Here is a 23,405-nt window from a genome sequence, read left to right on the forward strand (position 1 = left end):
TTGACTAAAGTGAGGTGGATTAAACATGAGAGATAATCCGGTGGAAATCATTGACCTTGAGCTGGCAATCCTAATTCGCCGCGTCACTTCAGCTAATCGAAAAATTGGCCATCTTGATCGGTCCGCCTATCTTTTATTACACCGAATTATTGCAAAAGGACCTGCAGGCACTAAGCTTCTAGCAGAAGAATTCCAACTTGATATTTCTACTGTAAGCCGGCAAACTGCTGCTCTTGAACAAAAAGGATATGTTTACCGAATACCAGACCCTTTGGATGGCAGGGCTTACAGCCTTCAGATAACAGATTTGGGGAAAAAGGAATTTCTTGAGCACCAGGAGGCACGGATAGAGTTAATCGGAAAAAATTTAGAGGCCTGGTCTGATGAAGAACGGCAACTATTTGGACAGCTTTTACGAAAATACAATCGTTCTGCAGTACCTACCTAAACCGAACAATGTGAGACATTGTTTGGTTTTTATTTTTTAGCCCAAAAAAAGGAAGCTCAAAAAAGCTCCCTACCATGAATGCACCAATGCCGCAAATTGATTGATGGTCGTTGAATTTGAAATCCGCACCCGCCTCATCAGCAGCATTTCATCAGCCTCACCTTTTTCAATAAATTGTCCTGGCTTTGTGGTTGTTGCATATTGATAATATTTTTTTGTTTCTTCAACAACAGTAGAATCCACATGACCGAAAGGATACGCAATGGCAATGACGGGTTTTCCGGTTACCTGCTCAATTTTTTCTTTGGACCCCTCAAGTTCCTCTTCATAATTTGTAATCTTCGGAAGGTCGGCATGTGACATTGTATGGGACTGAATCGAGAATATCCCGGAATCCGCCATTTCTTTTATATCAGCTGAAGAAAGCCGTGAAGGATTTTTATCAATTGACCCGGCAATGACATATTCAGTCGCAGCGGGATGAAAAGTGTTATCCTGTAATTTTTGTAGAATCCAAAATGCCTTCAGATTGTTTTTCATTCCATCATCAAAAGTAACAAGCACCGGTTTGTTTACTTTATTAACTTCTCGCCAATTTTCGAATGTCAGGAATGTATAACCATGATCCTTTAAATAACGCATCTGTTCTTCAAAGTTTGCTGGTGAGACGAACAACTCCTGCATTCCGACCCCTTTGTAGTCATCAATAGCATGATACATTAGAATAGGGATATGCTGTTGGAAGGTTAAAGTAGTTTTTGCAAGAAGCTTTTCAACACCATCTTCTTGAACGGAATAGGCCTCTACATGGTACTCTCCTCGTTTTCCGGAAAATTCATTCGTATCAAATAAGAATGAAAAATCTTCAGCAGTGTCCGTCGAAGTAAAGGTTTTCATATTTTCCGGACCATCTGCTGTACGCCATATATGGTAGCGGATTCCTGAAACATTTTCTTTCAGATCTTCAGTTGTAATTGTTGCATTTGTTGATTCAAAAGTTAAAGGACTTATTGAAATAGTAGCTTTCGGTTGAAAAATAGGCCGATTGCCCACTTCAGGCACAGAATCGTCTGTGAATGTTGCCTCCGTTTTCTTCGTATGAGTAATCTGCTTATTTTCCTTACTCATTTTAGCCTTTGCTTCTTTTAAGCTGCATCCTGCAAGTAATGTAGTGCAAATAAAGGCGAAGAGGATTAACTTGTTCATTAAATCCATCCTTGTAATATAGTAATCTCGGTGATAATCATATCATTTTGCTAGTAGGAAGGATATATCGATTTATAGATTTTTATAGGTAAAATAGTCTAGTTCTATCATGTACTACGAGCGGACCCGTTCTTTAGCTTTTCCCTTCATTAATGGATCGAAAGATTTGTGTATACATACTTCCCTGAACAACATTTTCTAAAAAAAATTCACTGATTAGTTTTAAGTATTCATCATCATCAAACATTTTTTTGTTTTGTAATTCCATTTCTGCCAATCCCTCATAAGTGGAAAAAAAGGAATATGTATGATCCTTTCCAGAAACAGGAGTTAAGATTTCTACTTTATGATTATAATTTTCATTCCGAAAAGTTTTAATCTCTTTTAAATTTTCAATCGCTTCTTTAAATTTATCCTGTTTAATTTCGAATGTTTGGTAAACAAACACAGTCATTGTTTTACCCCCTGAAAAATGATGAACAGACATAGCTTTAACCTTTCCGAAACCTTTTTTATTATGCGCTGAAATATTTTTGTATTTCCACTTACTTCATGGTAAACAATACAACTAATTCTAGGGAAGATTAGGAACCAAGGATGGTGAATGTAATTGGATACTTACTTGATTTTGATGACAGTCATTTCCATTCTTATTGTCGTTGTAGGAGTGTCGGTATTTAAGTGGCATGCGTTTATTAGTTTACTCGTAGCCAGCATGTTCTTAGCATTAGTGGCAAGGGTCCCACTAGATAAGATTGTTGCAGCCTACGAGACAGGAGTTGGCAGTGTTTTAGGACATTTAATTGGAATTCTGGCCCTGGGTACCATTTTGGGAAAAATGATGGCCGATTCTGGTGCAGGGATACAAATCGCGGAATTTTTTATTCGTTCTTTTGGTGTTAAGAACCTGCCGTGGGCGATGCTGCTTTCAGGTTTTATTATTGGGATTCCTGTATTTTTTGAAGTAGGGATCTTAATTTTATTACCATTAGTCATATCAATTTGGAAAACTTCAAAACAAAATATTTTACTCATCGCCCTGCCCTGTATAACAGGTTTATCGGTTGTTCACGGACTTGTACCACCACATCCTGGTGCACTGGCGGCGATTAGTATTTATAAAGCCAATCTTGGAAAAGTTCTTATCTATTCACTTATTGTGGCGATTATTCCGGCAATATTAGCGGGGCCTTTGTTTGCAAAATGGATTCACAAACGAGTAATTCCTGAAGGGGAGCCGGAATTAATTAGAATTGAAAACAGATCTACCTCTTTACCTGGTACAGGGATTTCTTTTTTCATCATCTTACTGCCAGTTATTTTGATGGTGTTATCGGCGATTGCACCCTATTTGGGATTAACTTCTGGTTTAATGAAGTTTTTTACCTTTATTGGAAGTCCTGTAATAGCGCTACTAATTTCAGTGTTTGTAGCTTATTATTTCCTTGGGATGCGCAAAGGGATGGACCGAAACCTACTTAAAAAATTAACAGAAGAATGCTTGCTCCCGATTGGTTCTATTGCGCTTATTATTGGTGCCGGCGGGGGATTTAAAGGTATCTTAATTGAGAGTGGGGTAGGGGACACTATCGCAAAAATGGCCGATAATTTATCGTTGTCCCCACTAGTTCTAGCTTTTATGATCGCAGGCCTAATTCGAATTGCCACCGGCTCCGCTACGGTTGCCCTTACGACTGCGGCCGGAATCGTATCCCCGGTCATTCAGCATATGTCGGGAGTTAACCTTGAATTGCTGGTAATTGTAACAGGTGCAGGGTCATTAATGTTTTCACATGTGAATGATGCCGGGTTCTGGATGGTGAAAGAATATTTAGGGCTAACGGTAGCAGAAACCTTCAAAACGTGGACAGTTTTAGAAACGATTCTTTCTTTTATCGCTTTTGCGGTTGCAATGATTTTAGATGCGATTCTATAAATCGGACTTTTTAGTAAGACTGTGTTAAATGACCTTGTTGATTTTTAAACCTTGTTGATTGAAGCGGAAGGCACAAAGACTCCTGCGGGAGTACGGTGCAGGGGAGACCCCACAAGGAGCGTAAGCGACGAGGAGGCTCCCCGGACCATCCTAAGGTGCGCGAAGTGCCTGGAGCGGAAATCAAAAGACAAATTTAACACAGCCTTTAGTAAAAAAAACCCTTCACATGAAAGGGTTTTCAAATTTTATTAGGTTATCTCGTTTCCTCCCAATCTGTATAGGTACCGCTGCCTTGACAGCCGGGGCATTCAAAGGAGTTAAAATAAGCAAATTCATTATACGGATAAACAGTGTAGCCTCTGCCTTGGCAATCAGGACATTTGCCTTGGTCTTTCATATTGGAGACAAAATTTTGATATCTGTTCTCTCTCCATTGATTATAGGAGTTGAGTAATCCCATTTCAATCACCTCAGTTTTTCATTAGTATGAGTAAAAAATGGAATTTTTATGCTCGTATATTTCAGCTAAAAACATAAATTGGTTGTATTATTAGATCCCATTGCGGAGAATTTTATTTAATTGATATAATGGTTCATGTCTTGAAAAGTAATACTCTTATTAATAGTTTATGTATTACCGCTCAAGTTTGTGAAATAATATTCGACAAAATTCGGGTGGTGACAAGCATTATGAATACGATTCTCACTTTAGCAAAAATTTTTGAAGAAAAAAATATTTCTTATCAGTTTGTAGGTCCTACTGCTTTGATCATTCAAGGAATTCAAATGGAGGATTCGGAGTCCATTTTTCTAGATGTTCAATGGGATGTATTTGAAACGGTTTATGATTTGTTTTTGGATTTCAGGCCTTCAGAAATCAGAAAAGACATTAAAAATTCTTCCTTTTCTTTTGGATACAATGAACATACGGTACATATTCATTGTGATTATAATACAACGATCCGCACCAATCCGTACCGAATTGCGGTGGGTTTGGAGAAAGTGACGGTTTGGTGTTTATCTTTTTATACATATTTATATGACCCAAAGGCTCATCCAGAGTTTGCGGAAACGGTTCATTCTTATCTTTTAAAAAAACAAAATGAAATAACAACATCCAATCAAAGAGCATGGAATCAAAATAATTACCAAGCATTACTTAATCGCTACGGTGATCCAAAAAGTGCGGCCGTAAAAATAAAAGAGAACCCGGAGTGGCGTCTCCATCCCTTTTTAAAATACATGGGAGACCTTAAAGGCAAAAAGATTCTTCATTTAATGGGATCGAATGGGGTCAAGGGTGTTGCACTTTCCTTGTTGGGAGCGAACGTAACGATTGTTGATTTTTCCGCGGAAAATGAGCGTTTTGCAAATGAAGTTGCCAGGGAAGCGGGGGTATCATTGCAGTATGCAGTTTCAGATGTTTTAAACCTTCCTGAAACTATTCTAAACGAAGACTATGATTTGGTTTTAATGGAATTAGGCGTATTACACTATTTTATTGACTTGGATCCATTATTTTTAAACATTCGCTCCAAGCTTGCTGAAGATGGAATCTTTTTACTCCATGAATTTCATCCGATCTCTACTAAGTTGATTACATCCAGTGGGAAAAAGCATAAGATAACCGGAAATTATTTTGACCCTTCATTAGATGAAGTCAATGTCGCTTTTTCCAAGCATATGGGTTCAGAACTCCAAATGGACCTGACGAAGTCATTGCAGCGAAAATGGACCATTGGGGAAGTGGTTACCTCAGTTGGGCAAAGCGGACTTCGAATTAAGGTGTTAGAGGAAGAACCGAATCATAAAATCCATGATATCGGCCTGCCGAAAACCTATACACTCGTAGCGGCTAAATCATAACGACAACAAAAAAATGCGGGTGCAAAATATTTTGCATCCCGCCTGATTTTTTTACTGGATATCTAATTTTTTCATCCGATATTGCAAACTTTGTCTGCTTAATCCAAGTAGTTTTGCTGTTCGTGAAATATTATTATCATTTTTCTTCAAAACATGCTCGATATAGGATTTTTCAAATAATTCCATTTGTTCCTTTAACGGAACAGCAACATCTTCATTTTGATTAATAAAGGTTTCAACCGATGAAAGCGGGATCATCCTTTCTTTCAATTGCATTTTATTCCGATATTGATATGGTAGATGAATATAGCGGATCAATTCTTCATCCAGCATATTATTCATTGCCGCTTCAATCACATGCTCAAGCTCACGGACATTCCCATACCAATCATATTCAAAAAAGGAATCTTGAACCTCTTCGTGTAATCCTGTTACATTCATATGAAATCGTTTATTATATTTTTCAATAAAATGTCTGACCAGCAGCGGTATATCTGATTTTCTATCTCGTAATGGCGGAATGAAAACAGTCACCACCCCAAGCCGGTAATAAAGGTCCTTACGCATATGATTATTGGCAACCGCATCAATTGGGTCTTCATTTATATTGGCAATGACACGGACATCTACAGGAGTATCCTTTGTATCTCCGATTCTCCGGATGGTTTTTTCCTGAAGAACACGTAATAATTTAGCCTGCAAATTTAAATTCAATGAATTGATTTCGTCTAACAGAAGTGTTCCGCCATTCGCCTGTTCAAATAACCCGGGTGTATCCATTGCACCGGTAAAAGCCCCTCGTTTTGTTCCGAAAAGCAGACTCTCAATTAGATTATCAGGAAGGGCCGCACAGTTCTGTGAAATAAACGGGCCAGAAAGTCGATTACTTCCATTATGAATGCTTTGGGCAAAAAGCTCTTTCCCTGTACCGGTTTCCCCGACAATTAAAACATAGGAAGAGGTACGCGTTGCACGCTTCGCACTTTCAATTACCTCCTTAATTGCAAGACTCTCACCAATAATACTATCAAATGTAAAACTTGGAGCTCCCTTTCCATTCATATTACCTTTAATCAGACGCTCCAGCTTAGTAACATCGTGGGCAATTTCAACTGCACCATCAATTTGTCCGGCCGTATAGATCGGGATGGTATTGTTAATGGTTGTAATTTCCCGCCCCTTATTATTAAAGTATGTTTGTTTAACATTGGCGGTTTCTTTTCCGTCTTGCAATGCTTTTACCAGTGTACTAGATTGATTGTCTTTAAAGCGAAAGACATCTAATAAGTCCTTATCAATAACATCCTGGATATCCATCGATTCCATTTGCATCATTTTTTTGTTATAGATGATCGTTTTCCCAGAACCATTAACGGCGTGAACCCCAACATCAATTTCATCTAAAATCCGCTTATATACCTGATTTACATATTCTAAATTTTGAATTGATTTCTTCGTATTTTCCATGGCGATTCCCCTTGTCTGTTTTCCTCATGAACATATTTTAACGAAAAAACGCTTTTTGTGCAAAATATTTTTGCGCTTAAGTGATTAAAAAATCTATTTACGCAAAATTATATGGCGTTTAATTTCGTGAAAACCCTTTTAAACTGCAAAATTACAAGTTGGCATGGAACTTGCATATTAAAATGACGGAATCAATAAAGGAGGAAAAAAACATGACAGCAACTACAACAAAGTCAACTCAAATTATTGAACAAACACAAAAATTCGGTGCAAATAACTATTATCCGCTGCCAATCGTTGTTTCGAAAGCAGAAGGAGTTTGGGTTGAAAATCCTGAAGGTACTCGTTACATGGATATGCTTAGCGCTTATTCTGCAGTAAACCAGGGACATCGTCATCCAAAAATTATCCAAGCATTAAAAGACCAGGCAGACCGTGTAACACTTACATCACGTGCTTTTCACAGCGATCAACTTGGTCCTTGGTATGAAAAAGTAAGTAAGTTAACTGGTAAAAACATGGTATTGCCAATGAACACTGGTGCAGAAGCTGTTGAAACTGCACTTAAAGCTGCTCGCCGCTGGGGTTATGATGTAAAAGGTATTGCAGAAAATCAAGCAGAAATTATTGCATGTATCGGCAACTTCCACGGCCGTACAATGGGTGCAGTAAGTATGTCATCTGATGAAGAATACAAGCGTGGATTCGGTCCTATGCTTCCAGGAATTAAATTAGTTCCATATGGTGACCTTGAAGCATTAAAGGCAGCGATTACACCAAATACTGCAGCATTTATTATTGAGCCAATCCAAGGTGAAGCTGGAATTATAATCCCGACTAAAGGTTTCTTAAAAGCAGCTTCTGAATTATGTAAAGAAAACAATGTATTATTTATTGCTGATGAAATTCAAGCAGGTCTAGCACGTACCGGTAAAATGTTTGCAATTGAATGGGAAGATGTTACTCCTGACATGTTAATCTTGGGTAAAGCACTTGGCGGCGGGGTATTCCCAATTTCTTGTGTGGTTGCAAACTCAGATGTTTTAGGCGTATTTAACCCAGGTTCACACGGTTCAACTTTCGGTGGAAATCCATTAGCTTGTGCTGTTTCCATTGCGGCGTTAGAAGTACTTGAAGAAGAAAAATTAGCAGAGCGTTCATTAGAACTAGGTAACTATTTCATTGAAAAATTAAAATCAATTGATAATCCAATGATTAAAGAAGTTCGCGGAAGAGGCTTATTTATCGGCGTTGAACTTACCGAAGAAGCAAGACCATATTGTGAACAATTAAAAGAACAAGGCCTTCTTTGTAAAGAAACACACGATACAGTCATTCGTTTCGCACCACCGCTTATTATTTCGAAAGAAGAAATCGATTGGGCATTCGAAAAAATAGAAAAAGTATTAGCTAAATAATTTTAATTATTAAACAAAACCATAATATTTTTATAGAGGTGTCAATATCATGACCGCAAATACTGTGATAGATCAAATGACAAAAGACCAACAACAAGAAGAAGAATCCTTAAATTTGTTCTACTCAACACAAACAGTTATTCAAAAAGCACTTTCAAAATTGGGATATACAAACGAAATGTTCGAATTATTAAAAGAGCCAGTTCGTTTGTTAACAGTTCGTATTCCTGTAAGAATGGATGATGGAACGGTACAAGTTTTTACCGGATATCGCTCTCAGCACAATGATGCAGTGGGACCAACCAAAGGCGGCGTGCGTTTCCACCCAGAGGTGAACGAAGAAGAGGTAAAAGCATTATCCATTTGGATGAGTTTGAAATGTGGGATTACTAACCTTCCTTATGGTGGGGGTAAAGGCGGTATTATCTGTGATCCGAAATCGATGTCTTTTAGAGAACTTGAGCGTTTAAGCCGCGGCTATGTTCGTGCCATCAGCCAAATAGTTGGACCGACAAAAGATATTCCAGCTCCGGATGTGTATACAAACTCTCAAATTATGGCATGGATGATGGATGAGTACAGCCGTTTACGCGAGTTCGACTCTCCAGGATTTATCACTGGTAAACCAATCGTGCTCGGCGGTTCACAAGGACGTGAAACAGCTACTGCGGCTGGGGTTACAATGTGTGTTAAAGAAGCAGTGAAGAAGAAAAATATGGCTCTCCAAGACGCACGAGTAATCATTCAAGGTTTCGGAAATGCCGGAAGCTTCCTAGCTAAGTTTATGCATGATGCAGGTGCAAAAGTTGTTGGCGTTTCAGATGTGTATGGCGCTATTTATGATCCAAACGGTCTTGATATTGATTTTTTATTAGATCGTAGAGATAGTTTTGGAACATTCTCTCAGCTATTTAAAAATACGATTACCAATGAAGAATTACTTGAATCAGATTGTGATATTCTTATTCCTGCAGCAATTTCAAATCAAATTACTGCACATAACGCTGACAAAATTAAGGCATCAATTGTTGTAGAAGCAGCGAACGGACCTACCACTCTTGAAGCAACAAAAATTTTAACTGAACGTGGAGTTCTTCTTGTTCCAGATATTCTCGCAAGTGCCGGTGGTGTAACTGTATCTTATTTTGAGTGGGTACAAAATAACCAAGGATATTATTGGTCAGAAGAAGAAGTAGAAGAAAAACTTGAAAAAGTAATGGTTAATTCTTTTGAAAATATTTACCAAACTGCTCAAACTCATCAGGTAGATATGAGATTGGCAGCGTATATGGTAGGAATTAAAAAAGTAGCAGAAGCATCTAGATTCCGCGGATGGGTTTAAAATAATCAGAAATGCTCTTTCTTTATGGGAAAGAGCATTATTTTTGCACCAATGTGCAAAAATATTATTATAAAATGCAAAGAAAATTGGCGGATATTGTCGAAAAAAGTTCGCGAAATCAATTTTTAACTGTTGGCATGGAACTTGCAAGTTAAAGGGGAAGATAGTGATAGTTTAACAAGAATTGGCTATTGCATATTTGCAAAAATTAGCTTATTCTACTCTATGCAAGAAGGATCATTGTAAGCGTTCCCTATTGCAAAGAATTGTCGCTATTTTCCTTATTTTTTTCATATTGAAAGCGAATTCACATCAGGGGAAGGAGAAATTCTATGAATTTTCCAGACAACAACAATCAAGAATTACAGAGAACGATGAAGGCAAGGCACCTTTTTATGATCTCTCTCGGAGGCGTAATTGGTTCAGGACTTTTCTTAGGTTCTGGATATACGATTTCTCATGCGGGTCCAACAGGTGCAATCCTTGCATATATCGTTGGCGGTTTTATCATGTTTTTAACGATGCTCTGTCTTGGAGAACTATCAGTAACTATGCCGGTATCGGGTTCATTTCAGACGTATACCACAAAATTTATCGGGCCTGGAACTGGTTTCGCACTTGGCTGGCTATACTGGCTAGGCTGGGCGGTAACGGTTGCTTTGGAATTATTGTCAGCAGGTAACCAAATGCAAAGATGGTTCCCTCATTCACCAGTTTGGATATGGTGTTTAATTTTCGGAGCACTTCTTTTCGGATTGAATGCTCTTTCAGCAAAAGCATTTGGTGAAACTGAATTCTGGTTTTCAAGCATCAAAATTTTTGCAATCATTGCGTTTATTGTTCTTGGTGGCGCTGCTATGTTTGGATTCGTGCATATGAAAGGCGGACAAGCTGCACCATTTTTATCTAATTTCACGGCACATGGATTATTGCCACATGGATTCTTAGCATTACTTATGACGGCGATTACCGTAAACTTCTCCTTCCAGGGTACCGAATTAATTGGTATTGCCGCTGGAGAAAGTGAAGATCCGGAAAAAACCATCCCAAAATCGATTAAACAAACAGTTTGGCGTACACTTTTCTTCTTTGTATTAGCAATCTTTGTTGTAGCAGGTTTAATTCCAATGAATAAAGCGGGTGTAATTGAAAGTCCATTTGTAGTTGTATTTGACAACATCGGAATTCCTTATGCGGCTGATATTATGAACTTTGTTATTTTAACTGCATTACTCTCTGTTGCAAACTCAGGTCTATATGCCGCAACTCGGATGCTTTATGCAATGTCCAAGGAAAAAATGGCAAGCAAAAAGCTTGCAAAAGTAACAAAAAATGGGGTTCCATTAAATGCCCTTATCATTACAATGGCAATTGCCTTTTTATCACTATTATCAAGTGTTGTAGCTGCAAATACAGTATTTGTATGGCTGATTTCACTCGCAGGACTTGGGGCGCAAGTAGGCTGGATTTCGATCACAGCATCACAAATTGCCTTCCGTAAAAAATTCATTCGTGAAGGCGGAAATGTGGCAGATCTTAAATTTAAAACACCGTTATTCCCGATTCTTCCGATTATTGGGTTAACTTTAAATATTATTGTTCTGCTAAGCTTGGCATTTGACCCAGATCAACGTATTGCACTATACTGCGCGGTTCCATTCACGATTGCCTGCTACTTAATTTATCATTTCAAAATTAAGAAGCTTCGCGAAGAGGATGGCAATGGTGAACAAGAGTTGCAATTAAAATCAGATAAGAAAATGGTTATCTAATTACAGAAAAACGCTCAGTTTGAGCGTTTTTTTTCATAAAATCTTGAAAAAAATTCAATACTAAATTCGAGGTGATTTTTATGGGTAAATGGAATGAACAGGCGGCGGCAAATAATAATTTACCATCACAAACGATTCGTTCATCCGAAATGCTTTTAGGGGGAAAAGCCAATCACGAATTTACTGAAGAACTATCAGATGGCGGCGAACGTGACCAAAATATCCAAATCCTTGAAAATAGTCCAAAAAATCCAGCAAGATAAACATTAAAAAAGTGGCGACGAAAATTCGTCACTTTTTTGTTTTAGACTTTACAAATTATTTCTTTGCGTGTAGAATTTCTATATACCTAATAAGTCTATGTAGGTGATGAGGTTGTTTAATCGGGAATTAGTTAAGGGAAGTACTTCTTTAATCATGCTCCAATTGTTAAATGAGCGTGATATGTATGGGTATGAATTGGTTAAAGAATTAGAAAAACGAAGTGATAACGGGCTAAGTGTGAAAGAAGGAACTTTATATCCGGCGCTTCATAAGCTTGAAAAGCAGGAATATATTGACTGCTATTGGCGTGAACAGGAAAAAGGCCCGGCACGGAAATATTATCAAATCACAGAAGCAGGGAAAGAAGTATTACAAGAAAAAACCCGCGAATGGCAAGACTTTGTTAAGGTAATGAACAAGGTAATGGGGAGATCGAAGCATGGTACCGCCGAAGAATAGATTTCTTGATGAACTTTCTAAGCGGCTTGGTGATCACCAAGAAAAAGAAAATATCATCCGCGAATATGAAGACCATATTGAGGAAATCCTGATTGAAACCTTTCAGTGTGATCAAGAGAACTCTGTCATGGAGGAAATTGTTTCACGGCTTGGCAGTCCGGAAGAGATTGCACAGATGTGGAAGGAAGAGTTATCAGTCACCCCAAGTAATATGAAATGGCTATTTATTTTTATGAATATCCTCTTTTTTGGGGGAGGAAGCCTGTTAACATTGACGCATAATCTATATAATTGGGAATGGCTTGCATTCATTTGGGGACACTTAACAGCAATCCCCTTCATCATTGCCTTTATCTATTTATTTTTTTGGGCATTGCTGGGCTATGAAATCGGCAGGGGATTCGGTCACGGGGGAAGGGGCCTGCTGAAAAAAACATTTTTACTCTCGGTTATTCCGAATTTGGTCCTAATGTTTTTAACTGTTTTTGAAATTATTCCCCATTCCTGGTTTGCACCACTCTTAACAAAGACATTTATTATTGCTTGTATCCTATTTACCATCATTCTATATCCTGTAAGCTGGATTGGATATCGCTGGGGAAAGAAGGCTTCGATATAAGCATTTTTTTTGCACAACTACATAGAAAAACTATGTATATAGAAATTCTTTATAAAAGAGGGATAAAAGATGGCGATGAAAATTGGAAAAATGGATTGGATCTTTTTGGTTTTATGTTTATTGCTAGGATTTTTGGGGGAAGAGGCTTTTTTTCGCAGTGAGATTGGAATTTCCTATATTACGTTTATTGTTGCGTTTTACCTCGTGTTCTTCTGGCGTTTTCGCGGTTTTCCTTTTTCGCATCAACGATTTGGTTATTTGATTCTATGCTGTATATGGCTGTTGGCCGCAAGTTTTTTCCTTTACGATAACCAGGTTTTTTACGTTTTAAATAGTTTGATCATTCCGGTTCTTGTTCTTCTTCATCTTGTATTGATCACTTCAGCCAAAAAATTACAATGGAACCAATGGATTTTTATTTCTTATTTGTTTTCTCGTCTTTTAGCTGCAATGAGGTATATTGTATCTTTTATAGAGGTTCTTAGTAAAGGAATAAAAGTCGGGAAGGATGAAAGTAAGTTTTTAGTTTGGAAAAAAATATTCATTGGAATTTTGCTTTCCTTACCAGTTCTTTTTGTTGTCATGAATTTGCTAATTACTGCCGATTCACAGTTTAGCCGGATAATTGGGGGATTTCCGCAGTGGTTTAATCAATTGGATGCGGCAATAATCATGAGAATTATCATCACTTTGATTTATACATTTGCATTTTTCGGATTCATGCAGGTTTTATTTCACAAACAAATCAAGGCAATTAAACAGCATATAAACATTCAGACACCGCAAATGGATGCTGTGATTACTATTACTGTTTTGGTTTTAATGAATGTTGTGTATCTGCTTTTTGCAGTTGTCCAATTTAAATATTTATTCAGCGGTACATTAAAAGGCGAATTTACTTATGCAGAATATGCTCGTAAGGGGTTTTTCGAGCTACTGTTTGTTTCTTTAATCAATCTTTCTATCACAATCATTGTTGTAAACTTTGTTAACCGTACCACGAAGGTTACCAAGCTGCTTACACAATTATTGCTGACCATCTTGATTCTCTCAAGCGGCGTGATGTTACTATCGGCTTCCATGAGGTTAAGTATATATGAGGAAGCCTATGGATTTTCGTTTATACGAGTGCTGTCTCATTCCTTCATGATTTTTCTGGCAGTCATTTTCGTTTATACGTTAATTAAAATTTGGATTGAAAAACTATCATTGTTTCACTTTTACTTTATTACGGCACTGGTTTACTATTCGGCCATCAATATCATCGATTTGAATCAAATCGTTGTGAAGCAAAATATTGCCCGTTATGAGCAAACAGGGAAAATTGATGTTCACTATTTAAATAATTTGTCTTCGACCGGTGTCCTTGGATTAATAGATCTTTTTGAAAAAGACCAACATATTCCTGATTTACGAAGGGTTTTAGTGGAAAGGAAAAATGAAATGCTGCGTGACGAGGCTCCGTGGCAATCCTATAATTTAAAAAAGGCATTAGTGAAAGAGAAGTTGAATGGGATAAATCTATAAATTGTTGGAAGGTCTTATCCATTATGGGTAGGATCTTTATTTAAGAATATTGCGAAAATATGGAATTAATGATAAAAATAGGAAATGGAGGCTAATCATTTTCATATTTTACGAAAACAGTTAATGCCATATTTACGATCTTATGGACTTTTATTTTTTGTTCAGCAATTCCTAAGCACTTTGCTGGTAATGATGCATTTTGGGATTTTTGGACTGTATCTTGGCGGTCCGACTCAGATGCAGATTTTTGGTTATGATGATCCGCCTAAAAATGCTTCTTTTTCAAATGAATGGGCCGGGCTAATTGGGCAGAATTTTAATGAATTTCGAATGGCTCCATGGGCAGTTTTTGCCCCAGTTATTTGCTTTTTTATTGTGATTTTAATTGTAAATATGATGAAAAAAGAAATAGAGGAAAATATAACTGGAATCCAGGGGGTGAAAAAGAAAGTAATGAAAAAGAAAGAAATCCCGCTGCCGCATGAGATAAAAACTGCTAGAGCTTTTGAATTTGTGGAACGGGTAGAGTCATAAATGTCTTAAATTAGTTATTCTTTTAAAATATCTACAATAATTTGAATATATCAACAAAGTCCCCGAAATAAAGAAGCAGGGCCAAAAAGACTAGGGCCCTGCATACTTTATTAATCTCCTCCAAATATATCAAAAATACCTTTTGCGGCACTGCCCTCATCCTTTGAACCACCGCGGGAAGGAGCTGCAGCAAATACCCGGCTGGCCAAACGGCTGAACGGAAGCGACTGAATCCAAACAGATCCTGGTCCGCGCAATGTTGCAAAGAACAAGCCTTCCCCGCCAAATAATGCTGTTTTAACCCCTTTAACAAATTCAATATCATACTGGACATTGCCCGTCATGGCTACTAAGCATCCTGTATCAACGCGCAAGCTCTGGCCTGGGAGCAATTCTTTTCGGACAATTGTTCCGCCGGCGTGAACAAACGCGAGTCCGTCACCTTCAAGCTTTTGCATAATAAAGCCTTCTCCGCCAAAGAATCCGACGCCAATTTTCCGTTGGAATTCGATCCCTATCGAAACTCCTTTTGCCGCAGCTAAGAAGGCATCCTTTTGACAAATAATTTTGCCGCCCAATTCACTTAGATCCATCGGAACCACTTTACCGGGGTAGGGAGCTGCAAAGGACACATGTTTCTTGCCATGGCCTTGATTAGTAAAGGTTGTCATAAAGAGGCTTTCACCTGTAAGCATTCGTTTTCCGGCACTGAATAATTTACCCATCAGGCCGCCGCCTCCGCCGCTTCCATCACCAAAAATCGTTTCCATATGTATGTCGTCTTCCATCATCATAAAGCTTCCAGCTTCCGCAATAACTGTTTCTTGCGGGTCCAATTCCACCTCAACAAACTGCATGTCATCCCCATAGATTTTATAATCAATTTCGTGGTTATTCATGTAGACCCCTCCACTATTAAAGTCAAACTTACAATCTTATTGTAAAAGATTTAGGAAAAAAGTGCCAATATTATTTTGGGGAAAAAAACAAAAAAAGACGCCAGTTATACTGGCGTCTCTCGCGTATTGAGGCGAAGAACCACACTCCACATTGTGTGTTCCAAAAGGAATGTTCTTCGGCTTACACAACTCAGCTCATCGCTCTGTAATTATAACACCTGGAAAAATAGAAAACAAGTGAAATTTTTTTAAAAAAGTATTGCTGATAAATTAGTATTATTATATATTCAAATAATCAGATATACAATAATAAGAAGATAAGAAGGTTTTCAAATGTTGATTGACAAAAGATTCCAGAATTATTCCATGCGGAGTGTGCCAAAAGATCTCATTTCGGGATTAATTGTCGGCGTTATCGCAATTCCTTTGGGAATGGCGTTCGCTATCGCTTCAGGAGTGAAGCCGGAGTATGGAATCTATACGACGATTGTCGCAGGGGTCCTTATCTCCTTATTAGGCGGTTCGAAATACCAAATTGGTGGTCCAACAGGGGCATTTATTCCGATTCTATTTGGTATTGTCATGAACTATGGCTATGAAAACTTGTTAATTGCCGGATTTTTATCCGGAATCATACTGACATTGATGGGTATTTTCAAGCTTGGTTCACTCATCAAATACATTCCGCGACCGGTAACAATTGGTTTCACATCAGGAATTGCCGTGACCATTTTTATGGGACAGGTGGCAAGCTTTTTTGGCCTTTCGGGAATAAAAAAACATGAAGAGTTTATTCTCAATTTAAAAGAAATCTTTGTTCATCTCGGAACAGCCAATTTATACAGTATTCTAACAGCAGCAATTTGCCTAGTTACCATTATCCTGACTCCAAAGGTAGCTCTAAGGGTTCCCGGACCGCTGATTGGATTGGTCGTTTCGACCCTTGCAGCCACGTTTTTTTATCCTGGCCAAGTGGCAACGATTGGAACAGCCTATGGGGAAATACCAAGTACATTACCACATCTTCAGATTCCGGATCTAAGCATGGAAATGATAATTAAATTGTTAAAACCTGCCTTTGTGATTGCCATGCTTGGCGGAATTGAGTCGCTGTTATCCGCGGTTGTCGCAGACGGGATGACGGGCAGCCGACATAACAGTAATAAAGAACTGATTGGCCAGGGAATCGCCAATATGATTGCACCGTTATTTGGTGCGATACCGGCTACAGGCGCATTGGCACGGACAGCAACCAACATTAAGAATGGGGCAGTTTCACCATTTTCCGGAATTATTCATGGTGCGGTTGTTTTATTGGTGTTGTTATTTTTTGCGCCGAATGCATCTTACATTCCGCTCGCGAGTATGGCACCTATTTTGATGGTGGTTGCTTGGAACATGAGTGAAAGAAAAGTGTTTACTCATATTTTAAAAACAAAATCAACGGATTCAATGATATTATTGGTTACCTTTTTACTAACGGTTTTTGTAAACTTAACTATTGCTGTTGAAATTGGTCTTGTGATGTCAGCACTAATCTTTGTGAAACGGATGAGCGATGTTACGGTTACGGAAAAAGCATTGCCCAACAGAGAACATAAACATGAAAAAGTGGCTGCGAATATGGTAACAGACACACATGACTGCCCGCAAATTAGTATTTTTAGTATAGAAGGCCCCTTATTTTTTGGGGCTGCCCAAACTTTTGAAAAAACAATTATGAATACGATTCATTACAGGCCAGGTATTCTTCTATTGCGAATGGGGCGGGTGCCCTTTATAGATACTACGGGTGAGGCCGTTTTAGCAAGTATTGTCCGTCATTTTTCAAAAAGTGGTATAGTTATCATATCAGGCCTGAATACCCAGCCGGAAACGGTTCTTAAGAAGACAGGCCTCTATCAAATGATAGGTGAGGACCATTTCTTTAAGCATACAGGCGAGGCGATTAATTATGCCCTCGATCAGATTAACAAAAACAAATGTTTAGGCTGTAAACATTTTGCTTTTAGAGAGTGTCATAAGTTATCTGCTTCTGGGGCAATAGAAGGTGGGAAAAAGCTGTCTGCCACCTTCTAGAAAGGAGTGGAAAATTTGAATTTGGAAATGCAGCAATTTAAAGCGGAGTTTTTCAAGGCGCTTGCCCATCCATTACGAATCCGTATTTTGGAACTGTTGGCTGAAGGAGATAAAAATGTCAATGAAATTCAGACGCTTGTTGGCAGTGAAGGATCGGCTGTTTCTCAGCAGCTCCAGGTTTTACGGGCAAAAAATATTGTTACTGGGACAAAAGAAGGAAATAAGGTGATCTACACCTTAAAGGATCCAATGATTATTGAACTATTAGCTGTAGCTCGTCAAATCTTTAATAACCATCTGGTTGATACCATCTCGATGTTAGATAAGTTTAAAGATGGAGAGGAAGAAATAACAACCTTGCCGAAGAACTAAGTTCTTCGGTTTTTTTAGCGCAAAAGCCTAAATATTTTTCGACAAGTCGATATTCCAAAAACGACTAATGAGGCAGTCGAATTGAAGTAAATCATGAAATAGTCGTTCAGTCCATTCAAAGTCTGTCGAGCTGTATGAAGGAGAGAATGTAGGATATTGTAGATTTATGTCAACCTTTCCTTTCTTGACATTTCGCCTATTTAATGTTAAATTTTAATCAGCCGTTGCACGAGATTAGATTTATGCAAAAGCTTGTTCAAAGTTTGGATAAGAAAGTGAATGTAAAGCTATCACGTTGTAATTTGGTGAATTTTACACATGGTTTCTTCGGAGGCCAATAGGAGGATTTTTTCGCATGAAAAACGGTAAAGTAAAATGGTTTAATTCTGAAAAAGGTTTCGGATTCATCGAAGCTGAAGACGGAAACGACGTATTCGTTCACTATTCTGCAATCCAAACTGAAGGTTTCAAAACTTTAGAAGAAGGTCAAGAAGTTTCTTTCGAAGTAGTTGAAGGAGCTCGTGGACCACAAGCTGCTAACGTAACTAAGAAGTAATTTGACGAAGCCATTTCAAACAGTCCGGTAGAAATACCGGACTGTTTTTTGCTTTTGTGAATGTACTTGCCTTGTCGGGAGGTAACTTACTACTTTTGGTAATTTCCTTTCCAGTTTGGCCAAATTACTTTCCGCTTTTGTTTAAATACTTTCAAAATTGGGCATTTTACTTTCCGCTTTTATCAAAACACCCTCCGCCTTTATAAAACTTTCACCAGTCCTCCTTGGATTTCCCAAACTCTTACATATAGTATTTTGCTATAATAGTAGTATTGAAATTTTGCATACGGGGTGAAATCAATGAAGTTTATCCATACAGCTGATTGGCATTTAGGAAAATTGGTACATGGCGTCTATATGACCGAGAATCAGCGCGAAGTTCTAGAGCAATTTGTGCAGGTAGTTGCTGAAGAACAGCCTGATGCCGTGGTAATTGCCGGAGATTTATATGACCGCTCTGTTCCGCCAACAGATGCCGTCGAATTATTAGACGAAATTCTTTTTAAGATTAATGTGGAACTCAATACGCCGATTGTTTCAATAGCTGGAAATCATGACAGTGCCGAACGCCTTTCGTTTGGAAGTTCATGGTACAAGCACAGCCAATTTTATTTAACCGGAAAACTAACCAATACTTTTAACCCTATCCAAATCAATGGGGTAAATTTTTATTTAGTTCCCTATGCCGAGCCGGGAGTCGTCCGCCAAATCCTTGACGACGATTCGATTCATTCCCATCATGATGCGATGAAAGCACTCATTGGCAGGATGGAGGAAACATTAAATCCGAATGAACCGAATGTATTGGTCGGACATGCTTTTGTGTTGGGCGGGAAGACGTCGGATTCTGAACGAATTTTATCTGTCGGTGGTTCCGGTTGTGTAGGGGCGGAACTGTTTGAACCATTTTCCTATACCGCTCTTGGACATCTTCATAGTCCTGACGCCATCAACCATCAAAGGGTGAAGTATTCGGGTTCACTACTAAAATATTCTTTTTCAGAGGCGAAACAAAATAAATCCATCTCCATCATTGAAATGGATGACAAAGGCCAGTTTAAGCATCGTTATCGTTCGCTAACCCCAACCCATGACATGCGGGAACTCGAAGGTCATCTGGATGAATTATTAGATCCTGGGTTTTACGAAAAACAACGTGTCCACGATTATTTGAAAATATCGTTATTGGATGAAGGTGCTTTAATTGATCCGATTAATAAATTGCGCCAAGTTTACCCGAATGTGCTGCATCTTGAACGGAAAATTGATATGACGGATATGAAGAAAAAACAATCTTACAATGCGATGCAAGGGGATAAAAAAACAGAGATTGAGTTATTTGAAGAATTTTATCATGAAATGACATCTGCTGAATTTACGGACGACAAAAAAGCGGTAATGGCTGAAGTCATTGAAAAAGTATTGAAAGAGGAGGGAGCGAAATGAAGCCAATAAAATTGACGATGCAGGCGTTTGGGCCATACGCGGGTTCTGAGACGATTGACTTTACAGAGCTTGGGAATCGGACTATGTTTGTCATTTCCGGTAAAACAGGATCGGGTAAAACGACGATTTTTGATGCGATTAGCTATGCCATCTATGGTAAAGCAAGCGGGGAAGACCGCAATGGACCGGAACTTCGCAGCCAGTTCGCCTCGGAAGATTTATTGACCGAAGTTTCACTTGATTTTTCCCTCCGAAACAAACGGTATTCAATTACCCGCTCGCCGCAGCAATTAAAGAAAAAGGAAAAAGGCGATGGCTATACTCAAATGGGCGCAAAGGCCGAGTTATATATATTAGATGAAACCGGTGAGAAAAAGCTGATTGCCACTAAAATCAGTGATGTTGAGGAAAAAATTAAAGAAATCATGCTGATTGACAGCAATCAGTTTCGCCAGATTTTGATGATTCCACAAGGTGAATTTCGTAAGCTGTTAACATCTGATAGTAAAGATAAAGAAGTCATTTTGCAGCGGCTATTCCACACACAGATATATAAATTAGTAGAAGAAAAACTGAAAAATGAAGCAATTGATTTGAAAAAATCAGTCGAGGACCAGGTTAAGGCAAGAAATGAAGCCATTCGCAGGATTCAAGCAATTACCAACGAAGAGCTGCAAGAATACGTGGAAGCGGGCAGTGAGAATGACACGATTATCTTGCCATTGTTGCTGCAGGAAATTGCCGGAATTGAAGATGCGCTTGGAAAATTGGAACAAGCCCTGGAAGAAAAAACAAAGGAACAGGACCAGAGGAAAGCTCAGCTTTTTGAGGCAGAAGCGATTCTGAAACAGCTTGAGACAAAGGAACAATTGCGGATTCGGAAAACTGGACTTGAGGCACAAGCGGAGATTTTTACCGATAAGGAACAACAAGTTGAAAAAGCCCGCAAGGCTGCGCTTTTAGCAAAGCAGGAGGAGCTTTGTCATCGTTTAAAGCGGCAGATGAATGATGCGAAAGAAGCGGTCACTTCCATTCAAAAGGAAATTGAAAAATTAGCTGTTCAAATCCAACAAAGTGAACTTAAGGTTCAGGCAGAACAAGAACGAGAAGGGGAGCGACAGTCAGCCCAGGAAGAAATCAATCGTCTTGTGCACATCAAAGAGGATGTTTATTCGTTTGCAAATCTTGATAAAGAGAAAAGACAAATTGAAAACCAGTTGAAACTGAAGCTGGAAGAACAGCAAAAAACAGAAAAAAAATTAGCTCAATTAGAGGAACAGTTCAAAGCCCTTTCTCAGCAAAAAGCAGAGATTGAAAAAGGGCAGATTGCCTTTGCTGAAAATAAAGGTCAACTGGATCGGCTCCAGGTAGAAATTGAACGACTCATGAAATATGAAACAACACTAGTATTACATCAAAAAGCAGAGAAAAATTTAAAGCTTGTAAAAGGGCGCTATGAAAATACAGCTGCCCGATATTTAGATGCAAAGACTCATCTTGAAAGCTTGGAGAGTAAGTGGGTTCATGGACAAGCTTCACTTTTGGCAGCGAAGCTTCATGAGGGAGAAGCATGTCCGGTCTGCGGCTCTCGGCATCATCCATCCCCGGCACCTTTTCATGAAGAGTCCATTCCGAATGAACAAGATTTAAAGGCAGCGAAGAGTCAGGTAAACCTATTAGATAAGGAAAAATCAAAGGACGAATCCGGTTACTATGAAAGCCTTGCAGAAGAAAAAAGGCAGCGGGAAGCATTGGAAGAAATTCTTAAGGAAATTCATCTTCACCGGGCCGATTTTACAGAAAATGATTTGCATGATGTGAAATCGGAGGTAACTCTTGAAAAGAATCGTTTAGCTCTGGTTCAGAGAAACCTTGATGAACAAATAAAACAGCTTGGACTAGTTCAAGAGAATTTAGAGAAAGCGGAATCGGGAAAAACGGCTACACAGAGTGCATTTCAACAACTTTCCAATGATGTTATGGATCTAAAGGTTCGTTATACAGCAAAGAATACAGATTTGACACGAATGATGAAAAGCATTCCGGAAAATTTGCGGACGGAGGCTGAATATGAAAAGGCTCTTGCTGCGGCGAAAAAACATCATGAGTTATTGGTTCAACAGTTTGAGGCTGCAAAGCAGCATTTGCAAACAGTAAAAGAAAGTCATACCGCTGAATCTGCGAGATTAGTTGATGCAGAAAAAATCTACGCTGTAAAAGTGGCTGAACTGGATACTGAGCGTGGCGTATTTCTAACCCAATTGTCTGAACAAGGTTTTGAAAAATGGGGAGATTATCATTCCGCAAAGCGATCGGATGGGGAAATCCATGCTATCGAAATGGAAATCCGCCGCTATCGGGAGGATTTAAGGTCTGTGACAGATCAATTTGAGCAATTACAGGAGCTATTAAAGGATGTTAAAACCCCTGATGTTGAAGGATTACGAGAGGATTTGGCAAGACTAGTTCGTGAAGTAAACAGGTTGATTGAAGAGCGGACCGATTTTATGATGAAAAAGCGTGACAACGAAGAAATTTATCAACGAATTGTCGGTCTGAATGAACAAATGAAGAAATTGGAGGAGAGGCACAAGCTGATTGGCCATCTTGCCGATATCTCGAGCGGGAAGAATACTTTCCGGGTTACCTTTGAGCGTTTTGTACTTGCCGCATTTTTAGATGATATTTTAAGAGAGGCAAATGTTCGTTTAAGGAGAATGACTTCAGGCCGTTTCCATTTAAGACGAAAAACGGACCGTTCGAAAGGCAATGTCCAAAGTGGTTTGGAATTGCTTGTCTTTGACCAATATACCGGTCAAGAACGACATGTTAAAACCTTATCCGGGGGAGAAAGCTTTAAGGCGGCTCTTTCCTTAGCACTGGGACTCGCGGATGTGGTCCAAAACTATGCCGGCGGTGTTTCATTGGAAACGATGTTTATTGATGAAGGCTTTGGTACTCTCGATCCAGAATCCCTGGATCAGGCGATTGAGGCATTGATTGATATCCAAAGCAGCGGCCGTTTGGTCGGAATCATCTCCCATGTTCCTGAGCTAAAAGAGCGGATTGATGCAAGACTCGAGGTTATTGCAGGTCAGACGGGAAGCAGAACAGAGTTTGTGTTCATGAATTAATATAGGAATTAGAAAAACACCGTAAATTTTGAACTGCCCCGTAAATGTTAGACACCAATCT

At 38.8% G+C, this 23,405-nt stretch carries 21 protein-coding genes; 16 read left to right on the plus strand and 5 right to left on the minus strand.

Going from position 1 to position 23,405, the window contains the following annotated elements:
- Nucleotides 1–25: 25 nt before the first annotated feature.
- Complete coding sequence (locus tag BIV60_RS10755) at nucleotides 26–448, plus strand: MarR family winged helix-turn-helix transcriptional regulator (RefSeq protein WP_071355735.1); 423 nt, start codon at nucleotides 26–28, stop codon at nucleotides 446–448.
- Nucleotides 449–517: 69 nt separating this feature from the next.
- On the opposite strand, the gene BIV60_RS10760 is transcribed toward BIV60_RS10755, so the two are convergent.
- Nucleotides 518–1,654, minus strand: coding sequence for a polysaccharide deacetylase family protein (locus tag BIV60_RS10760; protein ID WP_071355736.1), 1,137 nt, complete (start codon nucleotides 1,652–1,654; stop codon nucleotides 518–520).
- Nucleotides 1,655–1,787: 133 nt separating this feature from the next.
- Nucleotides 1,788–2,108, minus strand: coding sequence for a hypothetical protein (locus BIV60_RS10765; protein WP_071355737.1), 321 nt, complete (start codon nucleotides 2,106–2,108; stop codon nucleotides 1,788–1,790).
- Nucleotides 2,109–2,285: 177 nt separating this feature from the next.
- On the opposite strand from BIV60_RS10765, the gene BIV60_RS10770 reads away from it, so the two are divergent.
- Entirely contained in the window at nucleotides 2,286–3,590 is a 1,305-nt protein-coding gene (locus BIV60_RS10770) for a GntP family permease (protein ID WP_371261526.1), read from the plus strand.
- 253 nt (nucleotides 3,591–3,843) lie between these two features.
- On the opposite strand, the gene BIV60_RS10775 is transcribed toward BIV60_RS10770, so the two are convergent.
- A complete protein-coding gene (locus BIV60_RS10775) occupies nucleotides 3,844–4,050 on the minus strand; it encodes a DnaJ-like cysteine-rich domain-containing protein (RefSeq protein WP_071355739.1) in 207 nt (68 codons plus the stop codon).
- Nucleotides 4,051–4,280: 230 nt separating this feature from the next.
- Here BIV60_RS10775 and BIV60_RS10780 point away from each other — a divergent pair, with 230 nt between their 5' ends.
- A complete protein-coding gene (locus tag BIV60_RS10780) occupies nucleotides 4,281–5,456 on the plus strand; it encodes a class I SAM-dependent methyltransferase (protein ID WP_256218380.1) in 1,176 nt (391 codons plus the stop codon).
- A gap of 51 nt (nucleotides 5,457–5,507) precedes the next feature.
- Here BIV60_RS10780 and BIV60_RS10785 read toward each other — a convergent pair whose 3' ends face one another.
- The gene (locus BIV60_RS10785) at nucleotides 5,508–6,923 is read right to left on the minus strand and encodes a sigma-54 interaction domain-containing protein (RefSeq protein ID WP_071355740.1); all 1,416 of its coding nucleotides are present in this window, start codon (nucleotides 6,921–6,923) and stop codon (nucleotides 5,508–5,510) included.
- 212 nt (nucleotides 6,924–7,135) lie between these two features.
- On the opposite strand from BIV60_RS10785, the gene BIV60_RS10790 reads away from it, so the two are divergent.
- The 8 genes from BIV60_RS10790 (at nucleotide 7,136) to BIV60_RS10825 (ending at nucleotide 14,858) form a co-directional block, all read left to right on the plus strand.
- Nucleotides 7,136–8,341, plus strand: a complete 1,206-nt coding sequence (locus BIV60_RS10790) for an ornithine--oxo-acid transaminase (protein ID WP_071355741.1) — start codon at nucleotides 7,136–7,138, stop codon at nucleotides 8,339–8,341.
- 76 nt (nucleotides 8,342–8,417) lie between these two features.
- Nucleotides 8,418–9,683 carry a Glu/Leu/Phe/Val family dehydrogenase gene (locus tag BIV60_RS10795; protein ID WP_371261527.1) on the plus strand — a complete coding sequence of 422 codons (1,266 nt, stop codon included), beginning with the start codon at nucleotides 8,418–8,420 and terminating at the stop codon, nucleotides 9,681–9,683.
- A gap of 332 nt (nucleotides 9,684–10,015) precedes the next feature.
- Entirely contained in the window at nucleotides 10,016–11,455 is a 1,440-nt protein-coding gene (locus BIV60_RS10800; protein WP_071355743.1) for an amino acid permease, read from the plus strand.
- 80 nt (nucleotides 11,456–11,535) lie between these two features.
- Complete coding sequence (locus BIV60_RS10805) at nucleotides 11,536–11,718, plus strand: hypothetical protein (RefSeq protein ID WP_071355744.1); 183 nt, start codon at nucleotides 11,536–11,538, stop codon at nucleotides 11,716–11,718.
- Nucleotides 11,719–11,830: 112 nt separating this feature from the next.
- Nucleotides 11,831–12,178: a PadR family transcriptional regulator gene (locus tag BIV60_RS10810; protein ID WP_071355745.1), complete on the plus strand. Its 348-nt coding sequence runs from the start codon at nucleotides 11,831–11,833 to the stop codon at nucleotides 12,176–12,178.
- On the plus strand, nucleotides 12,159–12,797 hold the full coding sequence (locus BIV60_RS10815) for an HAAS signaling domain-containing protein (protein ID WP_071355746.1): 639 nt from the start codon (nucleotides 12,159–12,161) through the stop codon (nucleotides 12,795–12,797). Before BIV60_RS10810 ends, BIV60_RS10815 begins: the two co-directional genes overlap by 20 nt.
- Before the next feature lie 69 nt (nucleotides 12,798–12,866).
- Nucleotides 12,867–14,324, plus strand: a complete 1,458-nt coding sequence (locus BIV60_RS10820; RefSeq protein ID WP_071355747.1) for a DUF4153 domain-containing protein — start codon at nucleotides 12,867–12,869, stop codon at nucleotides 14,322–14,324.
- Between the two features lie 123 nt (nucleotides 14,325–14,447).
- Nucleotides 14,448–14,858: a hypothetical protein gene (locus BIV60_RS10825; protein ID WP_071355748.1), complete on the plus strand. Its 411-nt coding sequence runs from the start codon at nucleotides 14,448–14,450 to the stop codon at nucleotides 14,856–14,858.
- Between the two features lie 110 nt (nucleotides 14,859–14,968).
- On the opposite strand, the gene BIV60_RS10830 is transcribed toward BIV60_RS10825, so the two are convergent.
- On the minus strand, nucleotides 14,969–15,757 hold the full coding sequence (locus BIV60_RS10830; protein ID WP_071355749.1) for a TIGR00266 family protein: 789 nt from the start codon (nucleotides 15,755–15,757) through the stop codon (nucleotides 14,969–14,971).
- Nucleotides 15,758–16,090: 333 nt separating this feature from the next.
- Here BIV60_RS10830 and BIV60_RS10835 point away from each other — a divergent pair, with 333 nt between their 5' ends.
- The 5 genes from BIV60_RS10835 (at nucleotide 16,091) to BIV60_RS10855 (ending at nucleotide 23,344) form a co-directional block, all read left to right on the plus strand.
- Entirely contained in the window at nucleotides 16,091–17,836 is a 1,746-nt protein-coding gene (locus BIV60_RS10835; RefSeq protein WP_071355750.1) for a SulP family inorganic anion transporter, read from the plus strand.
- A gap of 15 nt (nucleotides 17,837–17,851) precedes the next feature.
- Nucleotides 17,852–18,208, plus strand: coding sequence for an ArsR/SmtB family transcription factor (locus BIV60_RS10840; RefSeq protein WP_071355751.1), 357 nt, complete (start codon nucleotides 17,852–17,854; stop codon nucleotides 18,206–18,208).
- Nucleotides 18,209–18,563: 355 nt separating this feature from the next.
- Nucleotides 18,564–18,764 (plus strand): cold-shock protein, encoded by a 201-nt coding sequence (locus BIV60_RS10845; RefSeq protein WP_007083969.1) that lies wholly within the window; start codon nucleotides 18,564–18,566, stop codon nucleotides 18,762–18,764.
- A gap of 300 nt (nucleotides 18,765–19,064) precedes the next feature.
- A complete protein-coding gene (locus BIV60_RS10850) occupies nucleotides 19,065–20,210 on the plus strand; it encodes an exonuclease SbcCD subunit D (RefSeq protein WP_071355752.1) in 1,146 nt (381 codons plus the stop codon).
- The gene (locus BIV60_RS10855) at nucleotides 20,207–23,344 is read left to right on the plus strand and encodes an AAA family ATPase (protein WP_071355753.1); all 3,138 of its coding nucleotides are present in this window, start codon (nucleotides 20,207–20,209) and stop codon (nucleotides 23,342–23,344) included. The genes BIV60_RS10850 and BIV60_RS10855 overlap by 4 nt, the downstream gene beginning before the upstream one ends.
- Nucleotides 23,345–23,405: the final 61 nt, after the last annotated feature.

The organism is Bacillus sp. MUM 116 (assembly GCF_001866655.1).
In the GTDB taxonomy this organism is placed as follows: domain Bacteria; phylum Bacillota; class Bacilli; order Bacillales; family Cytobacillaceae; genus Neobacillus.